The organism is Micromonospora sp. NPDC007208, from assembly GCF_042869175.1.
Lineage (GTDB): Bacteria > Actinomycetota > Actinomycetes > Mycobacteriales > Micromonosporaceae > Micromonospora > Micromonospora foliorum.
The window spans coordinates 35,281-48,565 of record NZ_JBIAFG010000014.1 but is presented as its reverse complement, the minus strand read 5'-3'; the positions used below and the strand labels follow the sequence as shown (position 1 = coordinate 48,565).

General features: G+C 67.0%; 10 protein-coding genes and 1 pseudogene. 5 read left to right on the top strand and 6 right to left on the bottom strand.

The genetic code is table 11. The annotated features are described in order from the left end of the window. Positions 1–2: 2 nt before the first annotated feature. Positions 3–1,091 (bottom strand): DUF1611 domain-containing protein, encoded by a 1,089-nt coding sequence (locus tag ACFYL6_RS24445; RefSeq protein WP_387174501.1) that lies wholly within the window; start codon positions 1,089–1,091, stop codon positions 3–5. 160 nt (positions 1,092–1,251) lie between these two features. Here ACFYL6_RS24445 and ACFYL6_RS24440 point away from each other — a divergent pair, with 160 nt between their 5' ends. Then, on the top strand, positions 1,252–2,094 hold the full coding sequence (locus ACFYL6_RS24440; RefSeq protein WP_387174499.1) for an aminotransferase class IV: 843 nt from the start codon (positions 1,252–1,254) through the stop codon (positions 2,092–2,094). Between the two features lie 14 nt (positions 2,095–2,108). Here the strand turns inward: ACFYL6_RS24440 and ACFYL6_RS24435 are convergent, their stop codons facing one another. Next, positions 2,109–2,483, bottom strand: a complete 375-nt coding sequence (locus ACFYL6_RS24435; RefSeq protein ID WP_387174497.1) for an NIPSNAP family containing protein — start codon at positions 2,481–2,483, stop codon at positions 2,109–2,111. Positions 2,484–2,739: 256 nt separating this feature from the next. On the opposite strand from ACFYL6_RS24435, the gene ACFYL6_RS24430 reads away from it, so the two are divergent. Continuing rightward, complete coding sequence (locus ACFYL6_RS24430; RefSeq protein ID WP_327031646.1) at positions 2,740–2,874, top strand: hypothetical protein; 135 nt, start codon at positions 2,740–2,742, stop codon at positions 2,872–2,874. Positions 2,875–3,661: 787 nt separating this feature from the next. Beyond that, positions 3,662–4,837, top strand: coding sequence for a low temperature requirement protein A (locus ACFYL6_RS24425; RefSeq protein WP_387174495.1), 1,176 nt, complete (start codon positions 3,662–3,664; stop codon positions 4,835–4,837). 342 nt (positions 4,838–5,179) lie between these two features. Here ACFYL6_RS24425 and ACFYL6_RS24420 read toward each other — a convergent pair whose 3' ends face one another. After that, positions 5,180–5,458, bottom strand: a complete 279-nt coding sequence (locus ACFYL6_RS24420) for a transposase family protein (RefSeq protein WP_387174493.1) — start codon at positions 5,456–5,458, stop codon at positions 5,180–5,182. 319 nt (positions 5,459–5,777) lie between these two features. Here ACFYL6_RS24420 and ACFYL6_RS24415 point away from each other — a divergent pair, with 319 nt between their 5' ends. Continuing rightward, positions 5,778–7,448, top strand: a complete 1,671-nt coding sequence (locus ACFYL6_RS24415) for a hypothetical protein (protein WP_387174491.1) — start codon at positions 5,778–5,780, stop codon at positions 7,446–7,448. A 123-nt stretch (positions 7,449–7,571) separates the two neighbouring features. On the opposite strand, the gene ACFYL6_RS24410 is transcribed toward ACFYL6_RS24415, so the two are convergent. Then, positions 7,572–7,979: a winged helix-turn-helix transcriptional regulator gene (locus ACFYL6_RS24410; RefSeq protein ID WP_387174489.1), complete on the bottom strand. Its 408-nt coding sequence runs from the start codon at positions 7,977–7,979 to the stop codon at positions 7,572–7,574. A gap of 28 nt (positions 7,980–8,007) precedes the next feature. Here ACFYL6_RS24410 and ACFYL6_RS24405 point away from each other — a divergent pair, with 28 nt between their 5' ends. After that, positions 8,008–8,616, top strand: a complete 609-nt coding sequence (locus ACFYL6_RS24405) for a hypothetical protein (protein WP_387174487.1) — start codon at positions 8,008–8,010, stop codon at positions 8,614–8,616. A 133-nt stretch (positions 8,617–8,749) separates the two neighbouring features. Here ACFYL6_RS24405 and ACFYL6_RS24400 read toward each other — a convergent pair. Further along, positions 8,750–9,131: pseudogene (locus tag ACFYL6_RS24400) on the bottom strand (DALR anticodon-binding domain-containing protein); the annotation flags it as partial. A gap of 140 nt (positions 9,132–9,271) precedes the next feature. Next, entirely contained in the window at positions 9,272–13,132 is a 3,861-nt protein-coding gene (locus tag ACFYL6_RS24395) for a ThuA domain-containing protein (RefSeq protein ID WP_387174485.1), read from the bottom strand. Between the last annotated feature and the right edge of the window lie 153 nt (positions 13,133–13,285).

The following is a 13,285-nucleotide window of genomic DNA, read 5'->3' as shown; positions in this document are numbered from 1 at the left end:
CCTCACCGTCGGTAGCGCTCGGCGTGCCGAGTCAGCCGCAGGACGGAGTCCAGCAGGATGGCGGCGGCATCGGGGGCCCGGGTGTCGACCACCGGCACGGGATAGCGATCCCCCTCGTGGAACGGAGTGCCACCGAAGACCGAGAACCCGGCCAGCGTGGCGGCAACGCCGACTCGACGACAGAGGTCCGCGATCGTCTGGAGTTCGTCGGTCACCGGCGGGACCGGCAGGCCGGGGAACATCGCCCGGACCTGACGATCGGTGTCGTGGCACATGATGATCGCATCTGGCGCCGCTCCATAGAGGAGGTTGACCGAGTTGCCACCGTAGACGCGGTGCAACGTCGCCGCCTGCCCCTCGACGACGACGAGTTCGTGCCCCGCGCCGGCCAGGCGGTGGACGGCACGCTGCACCGCCCCGGTGATGAAGTCCGCGAAGATGCGGTCGACCTGCACCACCGCGTCTGCGCCACACATGGCCGCGATCTGCCCGGTCGCCAAAAAGGCGCTACGCATGCCCCGGGAAAGCGCCTCGCGGTGTACCGCGAGGGCCGTCGTCATCTTTCCGACGGCGCAGTCGGTGCCGGTCGTCAGCAGCACCGTCGCGTCAACCGACAGGTCGGTCGACAGCGTCTCCCGGGGGCCGTCGCCCCGCACGTCGACCAGCTCGACACCGGCCGCAGTGGCCAAGCCGACCAGGTCGGTATCGTCGTTCAGCCGGGCGTGTGTGCTGCAGATGACGTTGAGCCCGTGCCGGACCACGTCGACGGCCACAGCCTTCAGCCGGGCGGGGACGACCGTGTGCGCGTCCATCGAGTTGACGCCGATCACCACGCTGCGGGCACCGGCTCGCGAGGCGGCGGCGAGATCCGGCACCACGGGCACGCCAAGCGGCCCGACCCCGAGGACCACGCCGGCATCGGCGCCGGCGTGGCGTGCGTCCACCACGCAGGCGACCCTCCACCGCGTGCCGGTCAGGATCAGGCCGGACGCCGTCTTGGTGCCAGGCAGACCCAGCCGACCATCGGTCCAGACGGCAACGGGATCCAGAGCGGAGGAAGCCGGTTCCATGTTCCCGGTGGGTGCTTCCATCAGTCATCAATCTGCTGAAGGCGAAGTGGCTGGGGCCTGTCGTAGCATAGGCCAACGGCAATGCGGCCGAGCGAAGCACTCGGCGGCGACGGCGCTCCGATCGAGGGCATCCCAGGGCTGTACGCACACTCCTGGCAGTGTGGCGAAGGAGTGTTCGGCAATGGACCGGCTGGTGGCAGTTTTCGGCATCGGCCTGGTCGACCCGGCCACGCCGATCGTCCATGCCGACGACCCGGGGCTGCTGCGTGGCGACGGGGCATTCGAGGCGTGGCTCCTGGCCGGTGGCGAACCCGTACTGCTGCCCGCCCACCTGAACCGGATGTCCCGATCGGCGCTCAGCCTGGCGCTGCCGCTACCGGAACTCGACGCGCTGCGCACCTTCGTCCTCGACGTCGCGGCGGCCTGGCCCCGCGATGTCGAGGCGGTCCAACGCCTGGTGTGCACCCGGGGGCGAGCCGGCACCGGCCGGCCCACCATCTTCACCACCGTGGAGCCCGTGCCGCCCTGGACGTCGGTCAACCGGAAGCGCGGCCTTCGTCTCGTCACGGGCACCGTCGGGTTCCCGGTCCGCGAACGCGCGAAAGCCTCGTGGCTGTTGGGCGGCGTGAAGTCCCTGTCGTACGCCGTGCACGCCGCCAGCCAACGGTGGGCCGCCAGCCAGGGCGCTCAGGAAATGCTCTGGCTCAGTTCCGATGGCTACGCGCTGGAGTGCCCCAGTTTCAACCTGGTCTGGATCCGATCCTCGACCATGTTCACCGTCCCGGGCTGGTCGGGCATCATCGCCGGCACCACGTCCGGCGCGCTCATCGGGCAGGCCGCCGCGCTCGGCCTGGGCACCGACGAGGCCCTGGTGACCCCCGACGAGTTGGTGCATGCGGACGGCGTGTGGCTGACCGGGTCGCTGAGCGGGATCCTCGCCGCCACCGAAATCGACGGGCGTCCGCTGACGCGATCCCCGCTCCTGGGCGAGGCCAGGCGGTTGATCGGCTATCCCGAGACCTGACCGGCCGCCCGCCGTCACAGCACCGGGTCGACCGTGCGGATCTCCTCGCTCAGCAGGTAATCGTGGGGGTCCAGGCCCATCGCGATACGCTCCGGCGAGCGCCAGTAGTCGACGTTGGCCTCCTCGAACGACTGCGGACCGGGGTGCGACACGAGCCAGATGTGCTGCTGACGCTCGACATCGACCCAGGACCCCGAGATCTCGAAGCCGAAGCGCTGGCGCAGTGGCACGACGAGCGTCCGCCAAGCCGCCACCCACGCGTCGAGCCGCCCCGGCCGGACGGTGTAGATCCGCAATTGCGTCGTCACGTCCCACCGCCATTTCGGCACACTTCGACACCCGCGAGCCCTGACGATACGCCGTCCCCAACGCCCCAGCTTCTCCGTCATGATCGGGTGATGTCGAAGATCGCAACACCGTTTGCGAACCTTGACCGACCTCGCAAGGGGTACGAGTCGGTGAGCGACACGAACCATGCCCCACCGCCGGCGACGCACTTCCAAACATCGCCAAGAGCTGGAGCAGCGTAGGGTTGGCGTGCAGTGAAGGCCTCGCGCACGCCGCGCGGGTCTTCCGTCACCTGCACGCCGCGATCACGCGAGTAACACGCTGCACGTTCACCGACCTGCTCCAGGAGGTTCGATCATGTCCAAGGACTCGACGAGCAAGGCGAACGTCAAGAAGAAGGGCAAGACGATCAAGGAGAAGCAGACTGCGAAGCGCCTGAAGCGCGACGAGCAGAACGGCCACTCCTCAAACATCGTGCCCACCGGGCGCTGACGCCGGCAGCATCGCTCAATTGCCCGAATGCGGCGATGAAGGTGAGGGCTGACGATGTCGGATCTCACCTGCATCTGCGGCAGGGCCGCTCAGTGGTGCACAGGGGACAGGGTGCCCGGCACGGTACGGGCGTGAGCGCGACAAGTCATGAACCGCAGCGCATGAATGATAAACGTGGTTGCCGACCCCGGTAAATGAGGTTTTCGGGGGGCGGTTCAAAAGCGCCATAGACAAACTTAAAGCCCTGACCAGCGTTTCCGCTGGTCAGGGCTTTTGTTAGTCGGGACGGCCGGATTCGAACCGACGACCCCTTGCCCCCCAGAGATCGGCAACGTGGCCTCGTTCGGCGGGCTCCGCCGGCCAACGCAGCGAACGTGCTTCCGACGGTTCTGCTAGGTCTCATCGGTTGCTGTACTTCGCTGCTACTGCTGCTGCCGCAGCGTTGACGGCTGCACCGCGATGCTGCCCGACGGCGCGTAGCGGACGACACGGCTTACCCTTGCCCGGCCCTAGTACCGCAGCCCTTGGAAGTATCCGAGCCAGAGACGTTCCAACTGATCAGGCCGGCCAACGATTGAGCCCTCCACGAGGGTCAGGTCGTCACGCTCGAGGTTCTCACACAGCCCGGGATTCCCTGTGCCGGTCTCCTGCTCTGCGTGACAGTTCGGCATCAGATCTGGTGACAGTTCCCCGTCTGTGGCACTGCGCCGCATCGGGATCCATTGGCTCTGCCGGTGTGGTACGACGGCGCCAACAGGCAGGCAGGAATGGCCGGGAAGGCGAATAAATGACGCGTAAGGCAGCTCCGCTGCTGCGAAGCCTCAAGGAACCAAGATCGGCCACGTTCCTGGAACTTCTGATCGACGTCGTGTTCGTCCTCGCGCTCGCGATGCTTTCGCGCCTGCTTCTAGCGGACCTGAGCTGGGTCGGCGCAGCCCAGACGCTGATCTTGCTGCTCGCCCTCTCAGCGGTCTGGGCCGTTGCCTCGGGGATATGCAACAAGTTCGACCCGCGACGACGGCCGATACAGATGCTGATCCTTGGAGCCCTGCTCGGCACCCTAGTGATGGCCGCTGCAGCACCTGAGGCGTTCGGCGATCGAGGCCTGGACTTCGCGGGCGCGTACGTTGCCACTCAGCTCGGTTCGGTCGGCATCCTCACGCTTCTGCAGCGCGATCACGAGATCCGTCGCACCCTGATGCGGATCGCCTTCTGGCTGGGCGTGTCTGCCGTACCTTGGATTTCGGGCGCGCTCGTGCAGGGTTCTCTACGGGGGATGCTGTGGGTGCTGGCGGTGGCCGTGGAGTACTTCACAGCCTTACTCCTCTTCCCTACGCCAGGGCTTGGCCGCGCCAGCGTGACGAAGTTCGCGTTCTCCGGAGAACACCTAGCCGACCGCTATCGGCAGTTCTTCATCATCGCGCTTGGCGAGCTGATCCTGGTCACCGGGCAGACGTTCGACCGTAGCGGGTTTCACGCACCTCAATTTGCAGCGGTCCTGACAGCCTTTGCCACCACGGTGTTGCTGTGGCGAATCTACATCTTCAGCGCAGGGACGCTGATGGCGGAGGCTATTGCAGCGGCCTCCGGACCGGTTCGGGCACGCCCAGTGGTGTACGTCCATTCGATCATGGTCGCGGGCATCATTCCAATTTCCGTCGGCTACGAACTTGTCATCGCACATCCGTTCGGACACACACCACCGGCTTGGATCGCTGTCATCCTCGGCGGACCCGCGCTGTTCCTCACCGGACGCGCCCTCTTCGAGTTCGTCGTGTTCAACCGCTTGTCCTGGAGTCGGCCGATCGGGGTCCTCGTGCTCGCCATCGTGTCACCGGCGGTAATCCTGGTGCCGCCACTCGGGGGCGCCGCCATAGCTTCCCTCGTCCTGGCAGGGGTCTCGATTGCCGACGAGATACGGGGCCGACGAGACCCACCGGAGCTGCGGCCACCAGTCGGCTAGCACCTGAGAGTACGACGGTCGTGCGGTCATCGCCGTGCAGTCGGTGACCCTGGACCCGACCGCTTCGAGCTTCGACCCTCAATGGTTTCGAGCCGGCGATGTCACCGCGTGCTCAATACCATCGCGTCGAACTCTGCCTGATCCTCAGGTAGGTGGCTGGGTAGCCGCGTCCACCTCCACCTGGACCACCACCACGGAACGGGCCGCATTGCCCAGGTCGGCAGTGCCGCGCAGTGTCCTGCCGTCGACCGCGATCACTCGTCTGCCGGCCCCCGGTCAGACCCGCCCGGCTGAGCAGCCAGCGGCACACCGCAGCATCGAGGGCGTCCGCGTCGATACCGGTCAGTACCCGGGACAGGGTGCTGTCGTCAGGCACCCGCCGGACACCGGTGAACGCGTCGCGGGTTGCACCGAGACGCTCCCACGCCGCCCCGGCAGGTCGGCGGCCCATTCGACGATCTCCACGACGCGGCTCGATCCCGAAACCACCGCCGCGATCGCGAGCAGTCCCGGCAGCGGATGGATCCGGCCGCCAGCGTCCCGTGGGTCCGGAACCCGGGCGATGGCCTGCAGCAACCCTGGCGTGTCCTGTTCCGACAGCGGCAAGATTCGCCGCTGCACCGATCGCGACTCCTGCGTGACAAGGCGCCTTTGATGAACAGCGTAAGGCCCGGCTACCGGAAGGACATTGACCGATGTCTTGACTCTATGCGCCGCCCTGCTCATGATTTACTGCGGCGGTTCAACAGTGAGGGTCAATGTGATGACGCAGGTAGAGCCACCGGCAGGAGGCCCCACATCAGCCGTCACTCTCAGCGAGCCTGGAAAAAATGGCCGACTCGCGCGTGCCAGTTCAGGCACGAGGGATTGGCTGACACGTGGGGCCCATCGGCGGGAACTGAGCATCGCAGGCCTCGGTTCAGTGCTCCTCGCTGTCGCGATGATCTGGCTGATTCCGCCGTACGCGGTTCGCGTGGTGACTGCCGGCGCCAAGACTGTGCCGATCGCCGACCCGGCCCACACCATCGTCGGCGACGCGGGAGATCCGACGGCCCAAGCATGGCTGGTGGGATGGGGTGGCCACGCACTCACCCACGGTCTGCGTGGCCTGTGGGATACCAACGCTTTTTATCCCGACACGTACGGCCTAGCCCTGAACGACAGCCTGCTCGGCTATGCCCCGGCAGGGCTGATAGGCACCGGTGTAGTCGGCGCCGTGCTGCGCTACAACATCCTGTTCGTGCTGGCTTTCGCGCTCGCCTTCCTCGGCGGCTACGCGCTCCTGCGCCAGCTTGGCGCGAATAAGGTCGCCGCCGCGGTAGCCGGGGCCGCCCTCGCCTACGCGCCCTGGCGCTACGGCCACGACGGGCATTTGAATATTCTCTCCACCGGTGGTATCACTCTGGCCCTGGCGATGCTGGCGCGCGGCCACGGACTCTCGTTCACCCGCGGCTACCTTGCCGAACGAGTCCGGCCAGGATGGGCGTTCGCTGGCTGGCTCGTCGCGGCCTGGCAGGTCAGCCTAGGCTTCGGCGTGGGGCTGGGATTCGTATACGTCCTCGCCGCCCTCTGCCTGATCACACTGGCAGCCTGGCTGATCCACCGCCCACGCCTTAGCCTCCGGCTGATCGTCGGTGATCTGATCGGCGGGCTGGTCTTCACCGCGGTGACCGGATACTTCGCGTACGCGTACCAACACGTGCGCGAGCTCAACCCACATGTCACCCGGGACTGGGACTACGTCGCGTACTTCTCCCCGACACTGCGCGGACTTCTCGTGGCGCCGCAGTCCTCGCTGCCCTGGGGCACCCTGCACAACGACGCCCGCACCGCTCTTGGTGGCGTACCGACTGAGAAAGTACTGCTATGCGGGTATGCACTGTATCTACTGGCCTTCGCCGGCCTGTTCCTATCCCGCTGGTCACCGGTGCAACGGCTTCTGCTGCTGTTTGGGGCGGTCGTCGGAGTGTTGTTCGCGCTGGGCACGAACGGGCCGATCTACCGCCTGCTCTACCTTTACGTGCCCGGGTTCGATGGATCCCGTACACCAGGCCGGTTGATCTTGTGGCCCACTCTCTGCCTGGCCATTCTCGCGGCCGGCCTGGTTACCCACCTGGCCGACGTGGCTCGCAGGGGCGCCAAGCCGAAATGGTCGGTGGGAGCGGCACGGCTACTGACCGTTCCGTTGCTGGTCCTCGTGCTAGCTGAGGGCCTTCCTGACCTGAATCACCCCCAAACCCCAGCCAAACCAGCCGCGATGGCGCTAGCCTCCGCGCACGCTCCGATCATGGTATTGCCGTCCAACGACGGCATCGACCTCCACGTCCTACTCTGGTCGACCGACGGTTTTCCCACCATGGTCAACGGTGCGGCCAGCTACACCACACCCAACCGTCAGGCGATCCGCGACGTTATGACGACCTTCCCCAGCGAGCCGGCCTTGGATCGGTTGCACCAGCTCGGCATCCGCAGCGTCGTCCTGCTGCGCGACCGGGTCCAAGGCACCCCATACGAACCACTGCTTAACATCCCCGACGTACCCGGCATCACCCGCCACGACGTCGGGCCAGACGTGGTTTACACCATCGACACCAACACCAAGAACCCCTAACGAAACGATTGCTGCGGGCAGTGGTCGTGCCGTGGGAATTCAGATCGTGTCCGATGACCGTCAGGATCCAAAGGTTCAAGTGCCCAAGATCAGGGGCGACACCCGAGCAAGGCCGGGGCGGGCCTACGCGATCGCATGCCGGCAGCGCATCGACTCGTCGGGTGTGGCCTGACCATGGGTGCGCTGGAGGTGCGCCTCGCCCCAGACCCGGACGCCTTCCACGACAGGCAGAACCGTAGTGCCATAGGAGGTGAGCCTGTAGATGACCGGCGCCGGGATGGGTCCGGTCACGACGCGCTCGACGAGCCCGTCAGCCTGGAGTTCGCGCAGCTGCTCGGCCAGCACTTTGGGCGTGATCGGCGCGCCCAGACGGCGGAGGCCGGCGAAGTGGCACTCGCCATGGGCTAGCCAATACACAAGAGTCAGCTTCCACTTTCCACCGACCGCGGCGAATGCCGCGGCCATCGGGCAGCCGGGTAGAGGATTGGGGCGCGACGGTGAGGGGTTACGTGCAGGTGCCTTCTTGCTCATGGGAGTGCTCCACTCAGATAGTCGAATCATGAACCTTCACACCAAAATCGCCGTGCCATACAAGCGAATCCTGGTCACGTGCCTCCCGCTCCTCATGCTGGCGATGGCGGCGTCGGGCGGCGCGGCGACAGCCTCCTTCAGGGCTCCGGCGGCTGTCGAGGATGGCCAACGTGACTTCGACTGGGAGATCGGTGCCTGGCATACCAAGGTGCGGGTGCTCGCCGATCCGCTCTCGGAATCCGAGGATGAATGGCTCCAGTTCGAGGGTACGAGCGTCGTGCGTCCGCTGCTGGACCGGCGTGCGAATGTCGTCGAACTCAAGGTCTCGGGGCCGAACGGACGGATCGAAGGCCTCAATCTGCGGCTCTATGAGCCCCAGGCGATGCGCTGGAGCCTGACCTTTGTCAACATCCGCGATGGACTGCTCACCCCGTCCGTGTACGGCGGGTTCCACGACGGTGTGGGCGAGTTCTACGGCGACGACCAGCTCAGGGGACGTGCCATCACGGTGCGCTTCCTCATCTTCCGGCAGGGCCCGGACAAGGCGAGGTTCGAACAGGCCTACTCAGACGACGGTGGGCAGACGTGGGAGACGAACTGGATCGCCGTGGACAATCGAATTGGTAACGGCGGCTGAGACCTGACCCCTTGGCGGACAAGTCACGATGCACCTACGAAGTGCCTCTCACGCGGGGAACCTGCACGACTGGAACACAGGGCAGTTTCCTTAGGTGTAGGGCCGGGATCCGGCGCGCTGGCGGGTTCTGGCACTGCCGAAGCACCCGGGCGGTCAGGTCGCAGAGCACCAGTCGGCTGGGCCGGACCGGCCCGTCGGCCCGCAGCACGGGGCAGCGTTCGTAGAACGCACTGAACGACGCGGCCAGCCGGTACAGGTAGCCGGCCAGGTGGTCGAAACTCCAGACTGTCCGCCACCTCCCCGACCACCGCACCGAAGCCGACCAGCTCGATCGCCAGCGCCCGCTCAGGCGGCTCGGCCAATGAGATCGCCGCTTCGGGCCGTGCTGCCACGCCGGCTCGCCGGAAGATCGACTGGATTCGGGAGTACGCGTACTGCAGGTAGGGCGCGGTGTTGCCGTCCAGGGACAGCATCCGTTCTCAGTCGAGCACGTAGCCCTTGTGCCGGTCGCTGGAGCCCGACCGTCCCTGAGATGGTTGTGAGAGATCGAAGCGGCACCGGCCACCGCCGCCCGTCATGTGGCGATGGCCGGGACAGACCAGGGGCGCAGGGACCTTCGAAGGTCCCTGCGCCCCATCGTGCGCGGTCTACCCAATCAGCTGTAGACCTCGAACTCGAACAGCGAATATCCCCAGGCCGTGGCGCGGACCGTACCGTTGATCCGCACGTAACGACCCGTGGCGGCCAGCGCGGTGTTGTCGTCCACCCCACCGTCACCACCGGCGATCGTCCGGGCTGTGGTCCAGGTTGTCCCGTTGGCCGACGTCTGGATCTGGTACCCCGAGCCGTACGCTCCCTCCCAGGTCAACTTGACCCGATTGATGGGGTACGACTGACCGAGATCCACCTGGATCCACTGCGGGTCGGCGAAGGCACTCGCCCACCTGCTGGTCAGCGAACCGTCCACCGCGGCGGAGGCCGGGTAGGCGACCGCCTCGGTGCTCGACGCGCTCGCCGGCTTGTTCAACGCCAGGTTGCCCGCAGGCGGCTGTACGACGCCGCCGCCGTAGACCTCGAACTCGAACAGCGAATATCCGTAGGCGGTGGCGCGGGCCGTACCGTTGATCCGCACGTAACGACCCGTGGCGGCCAGCGCGGTGTTGTCGTCCACTCCACCGTCGCCGCCGGTCACCGTCCGGACCGTGGTCCAGGTGGTCCCGTTGGCCGACGTCTGGATCTGGTACCCCGAGCCGTACGCCGCTTCCCAGGTCAGCTTGACCCGGTCGATGGAGGTCGACTGGCCGAGGTCCACCTGGATCCACTGCGGATCGCTGAAGGTGCTCGCCCACCTGGTGGTCAGCGAACCGTCCACCGCAGCCGAGGCCGGGAATGTGCCGGACTCCGTGCTCGACGCCGTCACCGGCTTGTTCAACGCCAGGTTCCCCGACGGCGGTTGCGTGGTGCCGGAGGTGAACGTGAAGTCGTCGATGTCGAACAGCGATCCCGCGCCACCGGTGAACACCAGGTACAGCTGGTGCGTTCCGGCGGGTGGGCTGATCGTCCCGGTGACGTCGGCCCACGTCTCCCAGCCACCGGTCGGAGCGACCTGCACCGTGCCGGCCACCGGGCCGGTCGGTGAGTCGACCCGCACGGTCAGCGTGCCACCGACGCCGGCCGAGGCGACCCGCGCCTTGATACCGGTGACGCCGGCCAGGTTGTACGGCGTGAAGGAGATCCAGTCGCCGTTCTCGATGTACCCGATGGCGTTGCCGCCGTGGGCGCTGGGCTTGGCGGCGAGTTGGACGCCGTTCATGGTGCCGAAGTGCTCGGCCTGCCGGGTCCGCGGTTGCAGCACGTGCTGGTCCTGGACCGCGACCCCGCTGACCGGGGTGTACACCGCGGCGAGCACTCCGAAGATGTTCGCGGACGCGTCGTGCTCACCGTCCACAGTGGTCTGGATCGACCCGGTGCAGCCGTTCTTGCTGGTGATCGGGTGACCATGACTGTCGTGGCCGAGGATGTAGTTGAGCTGGACCCGGCTGCAGTCGATGGTGCCGGCGTTCGGATCGGTGACCCTCACCTGGTAGGGCACCAAGTCGCCGAACTGGAACACCGATCCGTCGGCCGGTGTGATCAATTCGATGGATGGTCGGCCGACCCCGATGACGGTACTGGCCGTCGAGGTTCTGCCGCTGGGGTCCCGTACCGTCAGCGTCGCGGTGTACTCGCCGTTCGCCGGGTAGGTGAACGTCGGGTTGGCCGCCGTGGAGTCGGTGCTGCCGTTGCTGGTGAAGTCCCAGGCGTACGTGATCGGGTCGCCGTCCGGGTCGTTGCTGCCCGCCGAGCTGAACTGCACGGCCAGCGGCGCCGCGCCGGAGGACGGGGTGGCGCTGATCTGCGCGATCGGTGCCCGGTTGCCGCCGGTGTTGTACTCGATCCGGTAGAGGGCCGAGTTGGCGTCGCCGCCGAACCAGGTGGTGCCGTAGTCGAGCACATACAGGGCGCCGTCAGGCCCGAACTCCATGTCCATGATCGCGGTTCCGGACCACGGGATCGGCTCGATAGCGCCGGCCGTGCCGTTGGCGTTCAAGGTGACCGCCTTGATCCAGCGACTGGTGAACTCGCCGAGGAAGACCTTCCCGTTGTACGACGCTGGGAACTTCACATCGGAAGCCAGCGCCGGGTTGAAGTTGTAGACCGGACCGCCCATGGGCCCGCCCCCACCCAACTCGGGACGCCAGGGCCCCTGCCCACCGTAGGGCAGCCAGGCCGCCTGCGACGGCGGCAGCGTGGTGATGCCGGTGTTGTTCCGGGAGTTGTTCGTCGGCCCACCGGCACAGTTGTACGGACCGGACGACGGCCCGCTGGGGAACGTGAACTCCTGGTAGGGGGTGTTGTAGTTGGAGCAGTACGGCCAGCCGTAGAAGCCCGGCTGCGTGATCCGCTCGAACGAGACGGTGCCCGCCGGCCCACGCTGCGGGTCGGCAGAGCCGGCGTCGGGGCCGTAGTCACCGAGGTAGACGACCCCGGTCGCCTTGTCCACGCTCATCCGGAACGGGTTCCGGAAGCCCATGGCGTACACCTCGGGCCTGGTGTTCGCCGTGCCCGGGGCGAACATGTTGCCGGCCGGGATGGTGTAGCCGCCCGTCGCACCCGGCTTGATCCGCAGCACCTTGCCGCGCAGGTCGTTGCTGTTGGCCGAGGTGCGCTGCGCGTCGTAGGCGGGGTTACGGTCGGCCCGCTCGTCGAGCGGCGCGGAACCGGCCGAATCGAACGGGTTGGTGTCGTCGCCGGTGGACAGGTACAGGTTGCCGGCGGCGTCGAAGTCGATGTCACCGCCTACGTGGCAGCACAGCCCACGGCTGGTCGGCACGTCGAGGATCGTCACCAGCGAGGCCGGGTCGATCGTGTTGTCGTCCCGCACGGTGAGCCGGGCCAGCTTGTTGGAGCCGTTGAACGGGGCGAACTGCGCCGCCGTGCCGGTGGACGGAGCGTCGCCGCCCGGCGTGCTGAGCGGCGGCGCGTAGTAGACGTACACCCAGCGGTTGCTGGCGAAGTTCGGGTCGGCCTTGATGCTCTGCAGACCCTCCTCGTCGTGGCTGTAGACCGGCAGCGTCAGGGCGACCTTGGTGTTGCCGTTGACGTCGGTGTACCGGATGACGCCGTTCCGCGAGGTGTGCAGCACACCCCGGTTGGGCAGCACGGTGAGGCCCATCGGTTCACCGGTCTCCTCCACGCCCTTGGCCAGGTTCACCTGGTTGAACGTGCCGACGGGGGCCTGCACCGAGCAGTTGCCGACGTTCTGCGCGGCGTACCTGATGCCGCCGAGCAGGTGGGTGCGGAAGTTGGCCTCGGTGTAGCTCTCCTGGGTATGGCCGAGGCCGGTGTACCAGGAGCGGCCGCCGTCGTAGGGCCGGCACCACGAGATCGGGTGGTCGCCGTTCATGGTGCCGCCGGTGTACGTGGCCTCGTTGAGATTCGCGAGGACGTGCACCTGCGAGCGGGGGTTGGTGCGGTAGTTGTACAACTCGTCGGTGCGGTTCCAGTTCACCGGGATGCCCGCGTTCGAAGGGTGGGCGGTGTCCTCGATGCGGACGGTGGCCGGCTGGATCGCGGGGTGGCTGGAGAAGTAGGCGCCGACGAGGTTGCCGTACCAGGGCCAGTCGTATTCGGTGTCGGAGGCGGCGTGCACGCCGACATAGCCGCCGCCGGCGCGGAGGTAGCGCTCGAACGCGGCCTGCTGGGTCGAGTCGAGCACGTCGCCGGTCGTGGACAGCCAGATGACCGCTCTGAACCTGGCCAGGTTCGTGTCGGTGAACTGGGCGGCGTCCTCGGTCGCCTCGACCGTGAAGTTGCCCTGCGTGCCCAGTTGCTGGATCGCAGTGATCCCTGCGGGGATCGCGTCATGCCGGAACCCCGCGGTCTTGCTGAAGACCAGCACCGAGAAGTCGGCCGCGAACGCCGGGGCGGCGTTGACGCCCACCCCGGCCAGTACAAGAGCGACGATTAGCAGCACTCTGCGAATCATGATCGGTTGGTTACCTCTCGTGAGGAAGCAGCCGAAACGTGCGCCGATCACGTCTCGAACGTGGCCGCGGTAGGCGGCCCCGCGGGTAGGTCCCGGGACGCATGGCGTGCCGCGTCTGTCCCGGCGGTGGAGGGTCGTCGG

Bases quoted from the DNA above. Each gene is read 5' to 3' on its own strand.
- ACFYL6_RS24445 (WP_387174501.1), bottom strand. From the start codon at position 1,091: ATGGAAGCACCCACCGGGAACATGGAACCGGCTTCCTCCGCTCTGGAT.
- ACFYL6_RS24440 (WP_387174499.1), top strand. From the start codon at position 1,252: ATGGACCGGCTGGTGGCAGTTTTCGGCATCGGCCTGGTCGACCCGGCC.
- ACFYL6_RS24435 (WP_387174497.1), bottom strand. From the start codon at position 2,483: ATGACGGAGAAGCTGGGGCGTTGGGGACGGCGTATCGTCAGGGCTCGC.
- ACFYL6_RS24430 (WP_327031646.1), top strand. From the start codon at position 2,740: ATGTCCAAGGACTCGACGAGCAAGGCGAACGTCAAGAAGAAGGGCAAG.
- ACFYL6_RS24425 (WP_387174495.1), top strand. From the start codon at position 3,662: ATGACGCGTAAGGCAGCTCCGCTGCTGCGAAGCCTCAAGGAACCAAGA.
- ACFYL6_RS24415 (WP_387174491.1), top strand. From the start codon at position 5,778: ATGATCTGGCTGATTCCGCCGTACGCGGTTCGCGTGGTGACTGCCGGC.
- ACFYL6_RS24410 (WP_387174489.1), bottom strand. From the start codon at position 7,979: ATGAGCAAGAAGGCACCTGCACGTAACCCCTCACCGTCGCGCCCCAAT.
- ACFYL6_RS24405 (WP_387174487.1), top strand. From the start codon at position 8,008: ATGAACCTTCACACCAAAATCGCCGTGCCATACAAGCGAATCCTGGTC.